This is a genomic window from Streptomyces sp. NPDC058665 (assembly GCF_042714995.1).
Classification (GTDB): Bacteria; Actinomycetota; Actinomycetes; order Streptomycetales; family Streptomycetaceae; genus Streptomyces.
Window position 1 is genome coordinate 262,339 of the sequence record NZ_JBHXRX010000001.1, and the last position, 14,426, is coordinate 276,764.

General features: G+C 71.5%; 14 protein-coding genes and 1 pseudogene. 11 read left to right on the top strand and 4 right to left on the bottom strand.

The genetic code is table 11. The features are described from left to right. Positions 1 to 137: 137 nt before the first annotated feature. The 8 genes and pseudogenes from tsaB to ACFWV8_RS01355 form a co-directional block, all read left to right on the top strand. Complete coding sequence (gene tsaB, locus ACFWV8_RS01320; RefSeq protein WP_384196869.1) at positions 138 to 809, top strand: tRNA (adenosine(37)-N6)-threonylcarbamoyltransferase complex dimerization subunit type 1 TsaB; 672 nt, start codon at positions 138 to 140, stop codon at positions 807 to 809. Positions 810 to 829: 20 nt separating this feature from the next. Beyond that, the gene (gene rimI, locus ACFWV8_RS01325) at positions 830 to 1,315 is read left to right on the top strand and encodes a ribosomal protein S18-alanine N-acetyltransferase (RefSeq protein ID WP_384196916.1); all 486 of its coding nucleotides are present in this window, start codon (positions 830 to 832) and stop codon (positions 1,313 to 1,315) included. After that, positions 1,308 to 2,426 (top strand): tRNA (adenosine(37)-N6)-threonylcarbamoyltransferase complex transferase subunit TsaD, encoded by a 1,119-nt coding sequence (gene tsaD / locus ACFWV8_RS01330; protein WP_384196871.1) that lies wholly within the window; start codon positions 1,308 to 1,310, stop codon positions 2,424 to 2,426. The genes rimI and tsaD overlap by 8 nt, the downstream gene beginning before the upstream one ends. Before the next feature lie 10 nt (positions 2,427 to 2,436). Then, entirely contained in the window at positions 2,437 to 2,688 is a 252-nt protein-coding gene (locus ACFWV8_RS01335) for a hypothetical protein (RefSeq protein ID WP_384196873.1), read from the top strand. Positions 2,689 to 2,811: 123 nt separating this feature from the next. Then, the gene (locus tag ACFWV8_RS01340) at positions 2,812 to 3,165 is read left to right on the top strand and encodes a YciI family protein (RefSeq protein WP_384196875.1); all 354 of its coding nucleotides are present in this window, start codon (positions 2,812 to 2,814) and stop codon (positions 3,163 to 3,165) included. 62 nt (positions 3,166 to 3,227) lie between these two features. Next, positions 3,228 to 4,484, top strand: coding sequence for an RNA polymerase sigma factor (locus ACFWV8_RS01345; protein WP_384196876.1), 1,257 nt, complete (start codon positions 3,228 to 3,230; stop codon positions 4,482 to 4,484). Positions 4,485 to 4,578: 94 nt separating this feature from the next. Continuing rightward, positions 4,579 to 5,217, top strand: coding sequence for a hypothetical protein (locus ACFWV8_RS01350; RefSeq protein WP_384196878.1), 639 nt, complete (start codon positions 4,579 to 4,581; stop codon positions 5,215 to 5,217). A 142-nt stretch (positions 5,218 to 5,359) separates the two neighbouring features. Continuing rightward, a pseudogene (locus ACFWV8_RS01355) lies at positions 5,360 to 5,716 on the top strand (hypothetical protein); the annotation flags it as partial. Positions 5,717 to 5,995: 279 nt separating this feature from the next. On the opposite strand, the gene ACFWV8_RS01360 reads toward ACFWV8_RS01355, so the two are convergent. The 4 genes from ACFWV8_RS01360 to ACFWV8_RS01375 form a co-directional block, all read right to left on the bottom strand. Beyond that, a complete protein-coding gene (locus tag ACFWV8_RS01360) occupies positions 5,996 to 6,508 on the bottom strand; it encodes a hypothetical protein (protein WP_384196880.1) in 513 nt (170 codons plus the stop codon). Then, entirely contained in the window at positions 6,505 to 7,218 is a 714-nt protein-coding gene (locus ACFWV8_RS01365) for a hypothetical protein (RefSeq protein WP_384196882.1), read from the bottom strand. The genes ACFWV8_RS01360 and ACFWV8_RS01365 overlap by 4 nt, the downstream gene beginning before the upstream one ends. A 45-nt stretch (positions 7,219 to 7,263) precedes the next feature. Beyond that, positions 7,264 to 9,519 (bottom strand): Tox-REase-5 domain-containing protein, encoded by a 2,256-nt coding sequence (locus ACFWV8_RS01370; RefSeq protein WP_384196883.1) that lies wholly within the window; start codon positions 9,517 to 9,519, stop codon positions 7,264 to 7,266. Between the two features lie 203 nt (positions 9,520 to 9,722). Then, the gene (locus ACFWV8_RS01375) at positions 9,723 to 11,018 is read right to left on the bottom strand and encodes a methyltransferase domain-containing protein (protein ID WP_384196885.1); all 1,296 of its coding nucleotides are present in this window, start codon (positions 11,016 to 11,018) and stop codon (positions 9,723 to 9,725) included. 57 nt (positions 11,019 to 11,075) lie between these two features. Between ACFWV8_RS01375 and ACFWV8_RS01380 the strand changes: the two genes are divergently transcribed. The 3 genes from ACFWV8_RS01380 (at position 11,076) to groL (ending at position 14,374) form a co-directional block, all read left to right on the top strand. Continuing rightward, a complete protein-coding gene (locus ACFWV8_RS01380) occupies positions 11,076 to 12,101 on the top strand; it encodes a polysaccharide deacetylase family protein (RefSeq protein ID WP_384196887.1) in 1,026 nt (341 codons plus the stop codon). Between the two features lie 240 nt (positions 12,102 to 12,341). Continuing rightward, on the top strand, positions 12,342 to 12,650 hold the full coding sequence (groES, locus tag ACFWV8_RS01385; protein WP_189107608.1) for a co-chaperone GroES: 309 nt from the start codon (positions 12,342 to 12,344) through the stop codon (positions 12,648 to 12,650). 98 nt (positions 12,651 to 12,748) lie between these two features. Further along, positions 12,749 to 14,374, top strand: a complete 1,626-nt coding sequence (groL, locus tag ACFWV8_RS01390; protein ID WP_384196889.1) for a chaperonin GroEL — start codon at positions 12,749 to 12,751, stop codon at positions 14,372 to 14,374. Positions 14,375 to 14,426: the final 52 nt, after the last annotated feature.

Below are 14,426 nucleotides of genomic sequence, written 5' to 3' on the forward strand. Positions count from 1 at the left end.
CAGCAGCCGAGGGGGCGGCTGAGGTGCCGTGCCCGGCCCCAGGGTCTGCCGTTCGGATCAGTCCGGGCTCGCGGTCCCTGATCCGCCTGATCCAAACGACAGACCCCGGCCCCCCGGGGGAGCCGTAGGCTGTTTGTGTGCTGCTGCTCGCCGTTGATACCGCCACGCCCGCCGTCACCGTCGCCCTCCACGACGGTGTCTCCGTCCTCGCCGCCGAGAGCCAGGTCGACGCGCGCCGGCACGGCGAGCTGCTGCTCCCCGCCGTCGACCGCGTCCTCGCCGGGGCCGGTCTCGCGCTCGGGGCCGTGACGGACCTGGTCGTCGGCGTGGGCCCCGGCCCGTACACCGGACTGCGCGTCGGCCTCGTCACGGCCGCGGCCTTCGGCTCGACGCTCGGGGTGCCGGTCCACGGCCTGTGCACGCTGGACGGCCTCGCGTACGCCGCCGGGCTCGACGAGCCCTTCGCCGTCGCGACGGACGCGCGCCGCAAGGAGGTCTACTGGGCGCGGTACGCCGACTCCCGTACGCGCCTGACCGAGCCCGCCGTCGACCGGCCCGCCGACATCGCCGCCGAGCTGGCCGGACTGCCGGTCGTCGGGGCGGGCGGCACGCTCTACCCGGGGGAGTTCCCGGACGCGCGCGGGCCCGAGCACCAGTCCGCCGCCGCGCTCGCCTCCCTCGCCGCCGAGAGACTCGCGGCGGGCGACGGCGACGCGCTCAAGGCCGCGTTCCTCCCCGCGCTGCCTCTCTATCTGCGCCGCCCCGACGCGCAGGTGCCCAAGAACTACAAGGTGGTCACCCCGAAGTGACCGACACGACGCTGCGCGAGATGCGCTGGTGGGACATCGAGCCCGTACTCGCCCTTGAGTACGAGCTGTTCCCCGAGGACGCCTGGTCACCTGGCATGTTCTGGTCCGAGCTGGCCCATGCGCGCGGCCCCGCCGCCACCCGCCGTTACGTGGTCGCCGAGGCCGACGACGGCCGGATCGTCGGCTACGCCGGACTCGCCGCCGCCGGTGGCCTCGGCGACGTACAGACCATCGCCGCCGCCCGCGACCGATGGGGGAGCGGGCTCGGCTCCCGGCTGCTCACCGATCTCCTCCAGCACGCCACCGCCTTCGAGTGCGAGGAGGTGCTGCTCGAAGTGCGGGTGGACAACCCCCGCGCGCAGAAGCTGTACGAGCGGTTCGGCTTCGAGCCCATCGGCTTCCGCCGGGGCTACTACCAGCCGGGCAACGTCGACGCCCTCGTCATGCGCCTGTCGATGCGTGACGAGCGGGGCGTCCCCACACAAGGAACAGGGACCCATGGCTGACGAACCTCTCGTCCTCGGCATCGAGACCTCGTGCGACGAGACGGGCGTGGGCATCGTCCGCGGTACGACCCTGCTCGCCGACGCCATCGCCTCCAGCGTCGACGAGCACGCGCGCTTCGGCGGTGTCGTCCCCGAGGTCGCCTCGCGCGCGCACCTGGAGGCCATGGTGCCGACGGTCGAGCGCGCCCTGAAGGAGGCGGGGGTGAGCGCCCGCGACCTCGACGGGATCGCGGTCACGGCCGGTCCTGGGCTGGCCGGGGCGCTGCTGGTCGGGGTGTCGGCCGCGAAGGCGTACGCGTACGCGCTCGGCAAGCCGCTCTACGGCGTGAACCATCTCGCCTCCCACATCTGCGTCGACCAGCTGGAGCACGGGCCGCTGCCCGAGCCGACGATGGCGCTGCTGGTCAGCGGCGGGCACTCGTCACTGCTGCTCGCGCCCGACATCACCGCGGACGTACGGCCGATGGGCGCGACCATCGACGACGCGGCGGGCGAGGCCTTCGACAAGATCGCGCGCGTGCTCCAACTGGGCTTCCCCGGCGGCCCGGTGATCGACCGGCTCGCGCGCGAGGGCGACCCGGCGGCGATCGCGTTCCCGAGGGGACTCACCGGTCCGCGCGACGCGCCGTACGACTTCTCCTTCTCCGGGCTCAAGACCTCGGTCGCCCGCTGGATCGAGGCGAAGCGGGCGGCGGGCGAGGACGTGCCCGTACGGGACGTGGCCGCGTCTTTCCAGGAGGCGGTGGTGGACGTGTTGACGCGAAAGGCGGTGCGCGCCTGCGAGGACGAGGGCGTGGACCACCTGATGATCGGCGGCGGTGTCGCGGCCAACTCCCGGCTGCGGGCGCTGGCCGCCGACCGGTGCGAGCGGGCGGGCATCCGGCTGCGGGTGCCGCGGCCCGGACTCTGCACGGACAACGGCGCGATGGTCGCGGCGCTCGGCGCCGAGATGGTGGCGCGGAACCGGCCCGCTTCGGACTGGGACCTGTCGGCGGACTCCTCGCTGCCGGTGACGGAGACGCACGTACCGGGCCAGGCCGCCCATGCGCACGACCACGCGCACGACCACGACCATGTGCACGAGGTCAGCAAGGAGAACCTCTACTCATGACCGCCGACTCATGACCGTCGCGCTGATGTGGGAGGCCAAGGCCGCCCCCGGGCGGGGCGCCGACCTGCTGGAGTGGGCCCGCGAAGCGGACCTCGCCCCCGCCCCGGAGCGCCGCGAGACGCTCACCGCGCCCGGCGGCCGGGTGCTGGTGATGACCTGGTGGGACGCGCCGTACGACGCGGATCTGCCCGAGATCCCGGAGCCGGCCGATGACCTGGTGGCGCGGGCCGTGCACCGCTGGCGGTTCGAGACGGCGGACTGATCCGGACCGCCGCCGGAAACTTTTCGAAGAAAAGTCGCGGCGTGTGTCGATCCCGGCCCGGCCTGTTCGACGCAAGGGTGAGAGGCGGGAAACAGCCCCGCCACCGCACACCGAGGAGTCACCATGCCGCGCTATCTGACCACGATCCACCTGGATGAGAACAACGCTCCTTCCGAGGGCCCCAGCGCCGAACTGATGGACCGCATGGGTGCGCTCATCGAGGAGATGAACAAGGCCGGGGTGATGCTGGAGACCGCCGGACTCACGCCGTCCGCGCAGGGCACCCGTGTCCTGTGGTCCGGCGGGAAGATCTCCGTCACCGACGGGCCCTTCACCGAGTCCAAGGAGGTCATCGGCGGGTACTCGATCATCCAGGCCAAGAACCAGGCCGAGGCCGTCGAATGGAGCAAGCGGTTCCTCCAGGTCCATGAGGACACCTGGACGATCTCGGTCCAGGTGCGCGAGATCGGAGAGTAACCGCGGCCTGCGCGCCGCTCCCGCGTTGCCGTCCGCCCGCCCCGGTGTTCTGATGGGTGGCCGTGACGGCAGACGGCGAGGGCGGCGGCAGCGCGGGCGCGGTGGAAGCGGTGTTCCGGATCGAGCAGTCCAGGATCATCGCCGCTGTCGCACGCGTCGTACGTGACGTGGGCATCGCCGGGGAACTGGCGCAGGACGCTCTCGTCGCCGCCCTTGAACAGTGGCCCCGATCAGGGGTCCCGGACAATCCCGGTGCCTGGCTCATGGCCACCGCCCGGCGCCGCGCCATCGATCTCGTACGCCGCCGCGAGACGTACGCGCGCAAGCTCGCCGAGGTCGGCCGCACCCTTGAGGAAACCGTTCCGCCGCCCGAGCCCGCCGAGGCGGACGACATCGACGACGACCTGCTGCGGCTCGTCTTCGTCTCCTGCCATCCGGTCCTGTCCACCGAGGCGCGCCTCGCCCTCACGCTGCGGCTGCTCGGCGGCCTCACCACCGAGGAGATCGCCCGCGCCTTTCTGGTGCCGGAGCCCACCGTCGCCCAGCGCATCGTGCGCGCCAAGCGGGCCCTCGCCAAGGCGGGCGTCCCCTTCGAGGTGCCGTACGGCGCCGAGCGCGACGCGCGCCTGGCGTCCGTGCTGGAGGTCATCTACCTCATCTTCAACGAGGGTTACTCGGCCACGGCCGGGGACGACCTGCTGCGTCCTGGCCTCTGCGAGGACGCGCTGCGGCTGGCGCGCGTACTGAGCGCACTGATGCCCAAGGAGCCCGAAGTACACGCCCTGGCAGCCCTGTTGGAGCTCCAGGCGTCCCGTACGGCCACCCGTACCGGCCCCGACGGCGCGCCCGTCCTGCTCGCCGACCAGAACCGCTCCCGCTGGGACCGGCTGCTGATCCGCCGTGGTGTGGACGCCCTCACCCGGGCGAGCGCGCTGGGCGGCGTCCCCGGCCCGTACGCGCTCCAGGCGGCGATCGCCGCGTGTCACGCGGGGGCCGCGACGTACGAGGACACCGACTGGACCACGATCGCCGCGCTGTACGGGCGGCTCGCCGCGCTCACCCCCTCGCCCGTCGTGGAGCTGAACCGCGCGGTCGCCGTCTCGATGGTCGAGGGGCCGGCCGAGGGCCTGGCGCTGGTCGACGCGCTGGCGGCGGTGCCCGCGCTCAAGGGCTACCACCTGCTGCCGAGCGTGCGCGGGGATCTGCTGGCGAGGCTGGGGCGTACGGAGGAGGCGCGGGCCGAGTTCGTACGGGCGGCGGGGCTGACCCGCAACGAACGGGAACGCACGCTGCTGGAGGAGCGCGCCGCCGGGCTCTGACCCGAATGGCCCACGCGGCGGTGGTCCCCGGTGGTGACCCCCGGCGGTGATCCCCGGTCCGCCCCACGATGATCAAGGACGATAACCTCCCCGGATGTTCCGTCGTGCGCCGCTGCCGCCCCCACCGCCGCCCGAGGACCTCTACGACTGGCCCGACCTGGAGTCCTTACTCGCGGACCGGGCCGCCGCGATGGCGGAGTTGCAGCGGCACGGTCTCTCCGTCACCCGGATGCTGCTGCTCTGGTCGCTCGGGCTCTGGGCGGCGCTGGGATGGATCCTGGTCAGCCTCGGGCTCGGCCATTTCGAGGACCGGACAGCCGACTACATCACTGGGTTGGTCGAACTGGTCCTCGGTGTGATGGTCCTGGTCCCGGCCATGATCGGCGCCGGGTTCGCCGTCGCCAGGGACCAGGCCGTACGTGAGAGGCTCGACGCCTGGGCCGAACTGGCGTACGACCCCGAGAACGACCACCGGCTGCGGGCGGGTGCCCGCAGCGCGATGTGGCTGGGAATGTCCGTAGCGCTGTGCGTCGCAGGGCTGGGGCTGGCCCTGACCGGCGGTGGCCAGCCGGATTCCGCGGGCCTGGGCGAGGTGGCGTATCTCGTCGGGACCGGCGTGATAGCGCTGGTCATCGGCGTGCTCGGCGCGATCAGGGCCGTACTCCACCAGCGGTGGGCCGGGCACGTACTGAGCCCGGCGCCCGAGCGCGGACGCGGCGGCGCCCACCGCTGAGACGGTGATTTACGGGACGTGAGCGACGTGTGATGTCCGGATGTGTCCCGAAGTCGCCCCCCGCTCTCTGAGGTCGTTCCTACGCGGTCCGTTCTATCCTGGGTGGAACGCATGCGCCATTTCAGGGGTGAAGGGGCGGCGGATGAACTGGCTGTGGTGGATTTTCGTCTTCTTCATGGTCGGTGGCTTCAGCTGGGTCGCCGACACGGGCCGGAGCGCGCTGCGCACCAGGCACGAGCGAAGAGTGGAGCGCATCAAGCTCGTCGAGGGCGGCCGGCTCGCCCTGGAGGAGTCACACAGGCCGCCGGAGCCCGTCTGCGGGTGTACGCACCATCTCGCCAAGCACGACAAGCAGGGCAAGTGCCACGAGAACGTGGAAGTGGCGACGGCCTGGGACGAGAACAAGAAGCCGAAGCGGTACGAGCTCGCGCAGTGCAACTGCCAGCAGTACGTCGGGCCGCAGCCGCTCTCGCAGATCTACGCGGACGAGATCACCGACCTGGACCAGCTGCTGCTGGACGCCCAGCTCAAGAGCGCGGAGGAGAAGGCCGGCGGGCCGAAGAAGACGGCGGGGACGGCTGGGACGGCGCCTGAGGCGCCCGCCAAGGCTGAGACGCGCGCGAAGGCTGACACGTCCAAGAAGCCTGAGGCACCCGCCAAGCCTGAGCCGTCCGGGATACCGGAGATGTTGAAGAAGAAGCCGGAGGAGCCCAAGGAGCCGGGGGACAAGGACCAGGACTGACCGGGTGCGCCTGAGACCGGGTGCGCCTGAGCGTCCTCAGGCGGCCGGCGCGGCGCTGACCGCCGCGAACAGCACCACGGGCTCCTCCGCGTCGGGCTGCCCCACACCGACGGCGACCAGCCGCCCGCCCACCCGCCACGTCTGAAGGTCGCCGTAGTAGCCCAGCTCGAACAGGGCCGCGTAGAACGGCGGCACCGGCTCCCCGGCCAGATGCCGGTCGCCGTCCTCCTCAAGGCCGACGGTCAGGTGTGCGCCCCACCGGGTGTCGAGGGCGAGGACGACGCCCCAGAGCTCGGTCTCGTACTCGTTGATGACGGCCGCGTGGAGTTCGCCGTCCTCGTCCTCGTAGAAGTCGGGGCTGACCCGCAGCGCGACGATCGCGAAGTCCGCCCCCGCGCCGGACCGGCCCGGGTCCACGCCGTCCGGCCACGGCGGGGCGTACGGCGCGGTGGCGAGCCGTTCGACGGCGGCGGTCCGCGCGTCGACCGCCGCCTTGAACGCGAGCGGGTCGCGTCCCGGTTCCCCGGCCCCCGAAGCCCCCGAGGTCACAGCTTCGGCCGGTCCGCCGGCGTGGGCAGCGGCTCCAGCGCGCCCGCGTCGGCGAGCGTCTTGTGCGCCGCGAGCACCGCGTCCGTGGAAGGACCGATATTCAGTACGACTCCGCCGGGCCCGGCTGCCAGGCGTGGCGCGGCCAGGTCCGCGGGGACCCGCGCGGCCCGGTTCGCCGACACGAAGACGGCCCAGCCGCAGCGCGGGTGGGAGGCCCGCAGGCCGTACGCGGACCTCAGCGCGTTGAACAGCTCCCGGTCGTGTGCGCTCCCGGTGTCCGCGTCCCAGACGTCCGCCACGGCGGCCAGCGCCTCGGGGAGCCGGCCCGCGAGCGGCGCCGCGGCGCCCGGGGAGCCGGGGAAGAGCAGCAGCGTCGCGTTGAACGGGGTGTATCCGTCCGTACCGCCCGCCCCCACCTTGAGCTGCGCGTATCCGCCGTCCTGCCGCCTGGCCACGACGACACCCGTGCGGCCGATGACGTCCGCGTCGTCGTGCGGGTTGGCCGCCTCGATCGCCGCCGCGAAGGCGCCCACCTCATCCGGCACGGTTTCGCCGGGCGCGGCGCCGTCGGTGTCCCACCGCCACTCGGCCAGGTCGCCCCCCGACAGGTCCGTCAGCCGCCCCAGCAGGGCCAGCCAGCGACCGGCCAGCTCCTGGGAGGACTCGGGCCTGGGTCCCCAGGACGCCTTCACGATGGTCTCGCTCGCCATGCTCGACACTCCCGCCACTCCGATCGTGCTCCTGCTTCCCGCTTCTCACTTCTTCCAGGGCGTGTGGACGACGTCCACGTCCACCCCGGCATCGTCGAACGCCTTCTGTGCGGCGTCGGCGGCCTGCTTGTTGGAGAAGTTCCATTCAACCGGCTTGCCGTTCGCCGCCCGTACCTGGCGCCGCGCCTGCTCGACCCACTTGGTGGCCTGTGCGGGTTCCAGAGTGCCATCCGGGCGGACCTTGCCCCCGTAGCCGAACTTCGCCTCCTTGTACTTCTGCCCGGCGGAGTCCCATCCGTCGAAGTCGACGTCGCGGCCGGTGTCGGGGTCCTTCACCGAGTACTCCTTGCCGCGCTTCACTCCGGAGACCTGCTCCTGGAACCGCATCCAGCGCTCCATCGCCGGGTTGTACGCGACCGACTTCTTCGTCTTCCACTTGCCGTCGCCGAGATCGGCGGAGCCCTTGCGGGGGTTCTTCAGATCGCCGTACCAGGACGGCTTCTTCCACTTGGAGACCGCTTTGCGGCCGGCCTCCTTCTGCGCTTCCTTCGCCGCTTCGGCGTCCTTCTTGGCCTGTTCGGCGGCGTCGATCTCCTCCTGGCTCGCGCCGTCGCACTTCTTCTCGAACGGCAGGAGTACGGGGACGCCGTTCGCCCGGTAGACCGCCACGGTCCGCCCGGCGGCGTTGACCCCGCCGCTGAGCGAGGGCGCCTTGGTACCGGAACCGCCGGGGTCGCCCGGCCCGCCGGGCCCGCCCGATCCGCCCGGGAGCCGGCCGCCGATCGGGCCGGAGCTGATCACACAGCCCTTCTCCGCCAGCTCCTTCTCGGCGTCGTCGGCGTGCTGCTGGGCCTCCTTCGCCGCCTTGTCGGCCGCCTTGACGTCGCCCTTCTCCGCGGCTTTCCGGGCCCGCTCGGCGGCCTCCCTCGCCTTGTCGGCCGCCTTGCCCAGTTTCCCGAGCTTGCCCAGCTTGCCGATCTTGCCGAGTTTTCCGCCGACCTTCGCCGCGTTGTAGCCGGGGATGAAGATGGACCCGATGTTCCATACGACGTCGGTGACCGCCCGCGTCTTCTCGCCGTTGTTCCACCGGTCGCGGACCTCGTCACCGACGAAGATGTCGTCGCCGACCGAGACGACCGTGTTCACGGACGCGCCGCCCCAGTCGGTCAGCGCGTCGAGGTAGTCGCCCTTCGCCCACTTGTCGCCGGCGTCCTTGGTGTCCTCGGACCACTCGTCGCCCAGGTGGCTCCCGTAGTCCTTGAGCCCGTCCCACGTGCCGCCGGGGTCGGTGACCAGGTCCCAGACGCCGGTGACGTCGCCCCAGAAGCCGTCCACCGCCAGGCCCTTGGCGACCTGGCCGATCCGGTCGCCCGCGCAGGAGAAGAAGCCCCAGCCCCCGCAGTCCTCCTTCTCCTCCCCGCCGTCATCGCCGTCGTCGGCGGCGGCCTGGTCGTCCTCCCAGCCGGGTTCGTCGGCGGCGGCGTCGGTGCGGTCCTCGTCGGTCTCGACGCTCACGGGGACGGTGCCGCCGTTCTCGCCGTCCCGCGGATCGCCTGGATCGCCCGGGTCACCGGGGTTGTCGGGGTTTCCGGGATCGCCCTGGTCGCCGCCGGGTTCGTCCTGGCCGTCGTCGCCCGCCTCGACCGAGTCGCCGTCGGCCGCCGGGCACGCCGCGCCCGTGATCGAACAGACCGCGGACTGGAGGCCGTTGGATATCTGTCCGCCGACGCCGCTCACCGTGAGCCCGACGATGATCGCGGCGACGAGGACGAACAGCCCGAGGTATTCGAGCGCCGTCTGGCCCCCGTCGCTGCGCCACCTGATGAACCGCGCGAACGAGAACCGCCGGTGCTCCGCCCGCCGTTCGACATCGAGCCGGATCCACTCCCGGCTCTCGGGACGGCTCAGGAAGACGAGGATCAGTATGGGCAGGAGGAGTTGGGTGAAGCCCTGGACCGAGCCCTCGGTGATGTTGGAGATGCCTCCGGCGATCAGCCACGCCTGGACGGCGAGCAGAGCCCGCCACTCCCACACACCGCCGGTCCACAGCCGCCTGGACAGCAGCCAGCCGGCCGTGCCGGGCGCCGCCGCCCACACGGTGAGGCCGATGAGCTCCGCGTCCATCGCGTCGGCGTCGGCGGCCGAGAGAAGCAGGCCGATCCCGCCCAGCACGGTGAAGCCGAAGAGCGCGTGGATCAACCACCGCGCGAACTGGAGCAGTTGGGGCATGTCCCGCCGCCCCGACGGGTCCGGCGGTGTCCACCCGCCCTCGTACGCCGACGTTCCCCCGTAACCAGCCATTCCGAGCCCCCAACCACCTTCATGAACCGCGGCGTTCGGGCGGCGCACGCAAGCCGCCCCACAGCGGAGCTTATGTCCTGAACACGTCAGCAGGCATGGGTCCAGAGGCCCAAAACCCTCTCAAATGTGCTCGGGGGCAAGGGGGTTCGGGGTGATTGGCGAAGATCAGGGACGCCGGACTCCGGCCATGAACGGGCCGGAACTCACGCCTTCCCGGCCGGCCGGCCGAGCAGCATGGTCGGCGCGCCCGCGACCCGGGTGAGGAAGACCGTGGCCGAATTCCGGCCCTTGAGCTTCATCTTCCGCCGCAGCTCCTCCGGTTCGACCGGCGAGCCGCGCTTCTTGACCGTCAGGATGCCGACCTCGCGCTCACGGAGCAGGGCCTTGAGCCGCTTGAGGCTGAACGGCAGTTCGTCGGTGATCTCGTACGCGGTCGCGTACGGCGTCGGGAGAATCTCGTCGGCCGTGATGTACGCGATCGTCTCGTCGATCAGCCCGCCGGCCAGCTCGTCGGCGGCCTCGGCGACCAGATGGGCGCGGATGACGGCGCCGTCCGGCTCGTACAGATAGCGGCCGACCGCCCTGACCTGAGGGTCCGGCAGCCCGCGCCCGGTGAGCGTGACTCCGGCCGGGAGCAGGGTGGCCCGCCGCGCGCCGGGCACGACCCGGCCGGGGGCGCCGGGGCCGGCGGGCGCGCTCGCGTCATACCAGAGCACCGCCTCCTTGACGTCCCCGCCGTCGGAGATCCACTCGGCCTCGAAATCACCGGGGACCAGTTCGTGCGGGATGCCCGGCGCGATCTTGATGCCGCCGGCGCCGACCGAACGTACCGCCTCGATCGCCCAGGACAGCGGCGGTGAGTACGCCTCCGGATCGAAGATCCGCCCCCGGCCGCCGCGCCTCGCCGGGTCGATGAAGAGGGCGTCGGGAGCGGGCGCGGCGTGCGGGTCGTACGTCATGACGTCCGCGCACAGGACCGTCGGCGCCGGGGCGTCGGGCGCCAGCGTACGGACGTTGTGCGCGGCGATCTCGCAGGTCTCCGGAGAGCGGTCGACGGCGGTCACGGCGAACCCCGCGCGGGCCAGCTCGATCGCGTCGCCGCCGATGCCGCAGCAGAGGTCGGTGATCCGCGCCGGGCCGGTGCTCGTGCGGCCCGCGCCCGTGGCGTCGATGGCCCGGAACCGGGCCGCGCGGTGGGCGGCGACCGAGGTGCGGGTGGCCTGCTCGACGCCGTCGGGCGTGAAGTACATGCGGTACGCGTCCCGCTCGCCGAACTTCGCGGTCGCGCGCTGGCGCAGCCGGGCCTGCGCGAGCGCCGACGAGACCAGCTCGGCGGGGTGGTCACGGCGCAGCCGGGTCGCCAGGGCCAGCTCCTGGGCGGGGTCGTGGTCGCGAAGGGCGGCGAGCAGGGCCTGGCCCTCCTCGGAGAGGAGCGGGGCCAGGGGTGCGGGGGTGCGGTCGTTCACCGGGCCATTGTGGGCCAGCCGGGCGACCGTCATCGCTCCCCGGCGGTGTCTGCCGGGTGCGTGGGCCGGGCGCTGACAGGATGCGACGCCATGCAACTAGTACGACAAAACGACAATAAAGCCTCAGAGGCTCGGAAAAGTCACCCCGGCCGGCGGGTACGCACCGTCGCCGCCGTACTCCTGATCGCCGCGCTCGGCACCGCCTGCGCGGGTGAGTCCGGCGACCGCGACCGCAGCGGCGGCGGCCGGAGCGGGGACGGTGGCGGCGGTGGCGGCGGACCCGTCGAGTCGGCCCCGGAGAAACCGGGCCGGGCCGGCCCCGCCCCGGGGGCCGGAGCCGGCAAGAAGGCGGACGCCGCCGCTGCCGTCAGGGCGCAGGCGGAAGCCCAGGCGAAGGCCCAGGCGCTGCGCGCCGTGGCCGCGAAGAAGTGGAAGCTCGCCAAGACCCCGCTCGCCGCACCTCCGCCGCCCACGGCGAAGCCCCGGATCACCACCCGCAAGGGCTTCGAGGTCACGGGCGGCGCGAACCTGCCGCCGGTCTTCACCAGGGTCCCGACCAAGGAGAAGGTCGTCTTCCTGACGATCGACGACGGCGCCGAGAAGGACCCCGAACTGCTGCGGATGATGGGCGAGTTGAAGATCCCGTACAGCGCCTTCCTCAGCGACTACGTCATCAACGACAACTACGCCTATTTCAAGAAGATGCAGTCCCGCGGTGTCTCCCTGCACAACCACACCCTCACCCATCCCTACCTCCCCGGGCTCTCCTACAAGGAGCAGAAACGGGAGATCTGCGGCCAGCAGGAGAAGATCGAGAAGCGGTACGGGAAGCGGCCCGCGCTCTTCCGGCCGCCGTACGGCAACTACGACGCGCGCACCCTGCGCGCCGCCAAGTCCTGCGGCGTCAAGGCGGTTCCGCTGTGGTCGTCCGAGGCGTTCCCCGACCACATGGAGTGGCGCGAGTGGGACCGGGACCTGCACCCCGGCGACATCGTCCTCACGCATTTCCGCGGGAAGGAGGACTGGAAGGGCTCGATGCCCGACATGATCCGGCACGTCATGAAGACGATCACGGACAAGGGGTACGCGGTGGCGAAGCTGGAGGACTACGTCTGAGCCGGTTCACCGGCCCCTTCGGGCCCCGGGACGGGGGCCGGACGGCGGCGGCGCGCGGGGCCCGACTGGCACTCAGCTTGACCGAGTGCTAATCGCGGTCATAGTGTCATGTCTGGCACTCCCCACTGGAGAGTGCCAATGCGTGACAGGACAGGTCCGGCACCCGCGACGACGGATCGAGCCCGGTCGCGCCACCCAGACAGTTAACCCCGTGAGATCTCCGAAGGGGGAGGTCGGATCGTGACGACCGCCAGCACCAAGGTTGCCATCAAGCCGCTCGAGGACCGCATTGTGGTCCAGCCGCTCGACGCAGAGCAGACCACGGCCTCTGGCCTGGTTATTCCGGACACGGCCAAGGAGAAGCCCCAGGAGGGCGTCGTCCTGGCCGTCGGTCCGGGTCGCTTCGAGAACGGCGAGCGTCTTCCGCTCGACGTTTCCGTCGGCGACGTCGTTCTGTACAGCAAGTACGGCGGTACTGAGGTGAAGTACACGGGCGAGGAGTACCTCGTCCTCTCGGCTCGCGACGTGCTCGCGATCATCGAGAAGTAATTCCACAGTCCGCTGTGAGCTGCGCCCCTGGCCCCCGCATCGCCGGGCGGCCCGGGGCGTAGTTCGTTGTTCGTTCGAGAGGACAAGAGAAAGCTCCCATGGCGAAGATCCTGAAGTTCGACGAGGACGCCCGTCGCGCCCTTGAGCGCGGCGTCAACAAGCTTGCCGACACGGTGAAGGTGACGATCGGCCCCAAGGGCCGCAACGTCGTCATCGACAAGAAGTTCGGCGCGCCGACCATCACCAACGACGGTGTCACCATCGCCCGCGAGGTCGAGCTCGACGACCCGTACGAAAACCTCGGCGCCCAGCTCGTGAAGGAGGTGGCGACCAAGACCAACGACATCGCGGGTGACGGCACCACCACCGCCACCGTGCTGGCCCAGGCGCTGGTCCGCGAGGGCCTGCGCAACGTCGCCGCCGGCGCCTCCCCGGCCGCCCTGAAGAAGGGCATCGACGCCGCCGTCGCCGCCGTCTCCAAGGAGCTGCTGGACACGGCCCGCCCGATCGAAGACAAGGCCGACATCGCCGCGGTCGCCGGGCTCTCCGCCCAGGACCCGCAGGTCGGCGAGCTCATCGCCGAGGCGATGGACAAGGTCGGCAAGGACGGTGTCATCACCGTCGAGGAGTCCAACACCTTCGGCCTGGAGCTGGAGTTCACCGAGGGCATGGCCTTCGACAAGGGCTACCTCTCGCCGTACATGGTGACCGACCAGGAGCGTATGGAGGCCGTCCTCGACGACCCGTACATCCTGATCAACCAGGGCAAGATCGCCTCCATCCAGGACATGCTCCCGCTGCTGGAGAAGGTCATCCAGGCGGGCGGCTCCCGGCCGCTGCTGATCATCGCCGAGGACGTCGAGGGCGAGGCGCTCTCCACCCTCGTCGTCAACAAGATCCGCGGCACGTTCAACGCCGTCGCGGTGAAGGCCCCCGGCTTCGGTGACCGCCGCAAGGCCATGCTCGGCGACATCGCCACCCTCACGGGTGCGACCGTCATCGCCGAGGAGGTCGGCCTCAAGCTCGACCAGGCCGGTCTCGACGTGCTGGGCACCGCGCGCCGCGTCACGGTCTCCAAGGACGACACCACGATCGTCGACGGCGGTGGCGAGAGCACCGAGGTCGCCGGCCGCGTCAACCAGATCAAGGCCGAGATCGAGGCCACGGACTCCGACTGGGACCGCGAGAAGCTCCAGGAGCGCCTCGCGAAGCTGGCCGGCGGCGTGTGCGTGATCAAGGTCGGCGCCGCGACCGAGGTCGAGCTCAAGGAGAAGAAGCACCGTCTGGAGGACGCCATCTCCGCGACCCGCGCCGCGGTCGAGGAGGGCATCGTCTCCGGTGGTGGCTCCGCCCTGGTGCACGCCGCCAAGGTGCTGGGCGACAACCTCGGCAAGACGGGCGACGAGGCCACCGGTGTCGCGGTCGTCCGCCGCGCCGTGGTCGAGCCGCTGCGCTGGATCGCCGAGAACGCCGGTCTTGAGGGCTACGTCATCACCGCGAAGGTCGCCGAGCTCGACAAGGGCCACGGCTTCAACGCCTCGACCGGCGAGTACGTCGACCTGGTGAAGGCCGGCGTCAACGACCCGGTCAAGGTCACCCGTTCCGCGCTGGAGAACGCCGCTTCCATCGCCGCGCTGCTCCTCACGACCGAGACCCTGGTCGTCGAGAAGCCGGCCGAGGAAGAGGCCGACGCCGCGCAGGGCGGTCACGGCCACAGCCACTGAGTCCAGCGGCTCTCCGTGGTACACGCGCCGAGGCCCGGCGCCCCTTCGGGGG

What these genes read in the sequence shown, in the direction of transcription:
- rimI (WP_384196916.1), top strand. Translation starts at nt 830, where the DNA reads ATGCGCTGGTGGGACATCGAGCCCGTACTCGCCCTTGAGTACGAGCTG.
- tsaD (WP_384196871.1), top strand. Translation starts at nt 1,308, where the DNA reads ATGGCTGACGAACCTCTCGTCCTCGGCATCGAGACCTCGTGCGACGAG.
- ACFWV8_RS01335 (WP_384196873.1), top strand. Translation starts at nt 2,437, where the DNA reads ATGACCGTCGCGCTGATGTGGGAGGCCAAGGCCGCCCCCGGGCGGGGC.
- ACFWV8_RS01340 (WP_384196875.1), top strand. Translation starts at nt 2,812, where the DNA reads ATGCCGCGCTATCTGACCACGATCCACCTGGATGAGAACAACGCTCCT.
- ACFWV8_RS01350 (WP_384196878.1), top strand. Translation starts at nt 4,579, where the DNA reads ATGTTCCGTCGTGCGCCGCTGCCGCCCCCACCGCCGCCCGAGGACCTC.
- ACFWV8_RS01365 (WP_384196882.1), bottom strand. Translation starts at nt 7,218, where the DNA reads ATGGCGAGCGAGACCATCGTGAAGGCGTCCTGGGGACCCAGGCCCGAG.
- ACFWV8_RS01370 (WP_384196883.1), bottom strand. Translation starts at nt 9,519, where the DNA reads ATGGCTGGTTACGGGGGAACGTCGGCGTACGAGGGCGGGTGGACACCG.
- ACFWV8_RS01375 (WP_384196885.1), bottom strand. Translation starts at nt 11,018, where the DNA reads ATGACGGTCGCCCGGCTGGCCCACAATGGCCCGGTGAACGACCGCACC.
- ACFWV8_RS01380 (WP_384196887.1), top strand. Translation starts at nt 11,076, where the DNA reads ATGCAACTAGTACGACAAAACGACAATAAAGCCTCAGAGGCTCGGAAA.
- groL (WP_384196889.1), top strand. Translation starts at nt 12,749, where the DNA reads ATGGCGAAGATCCTGAAGTTCGACGAGGACGCCCGTCGCGCCCTTGAG.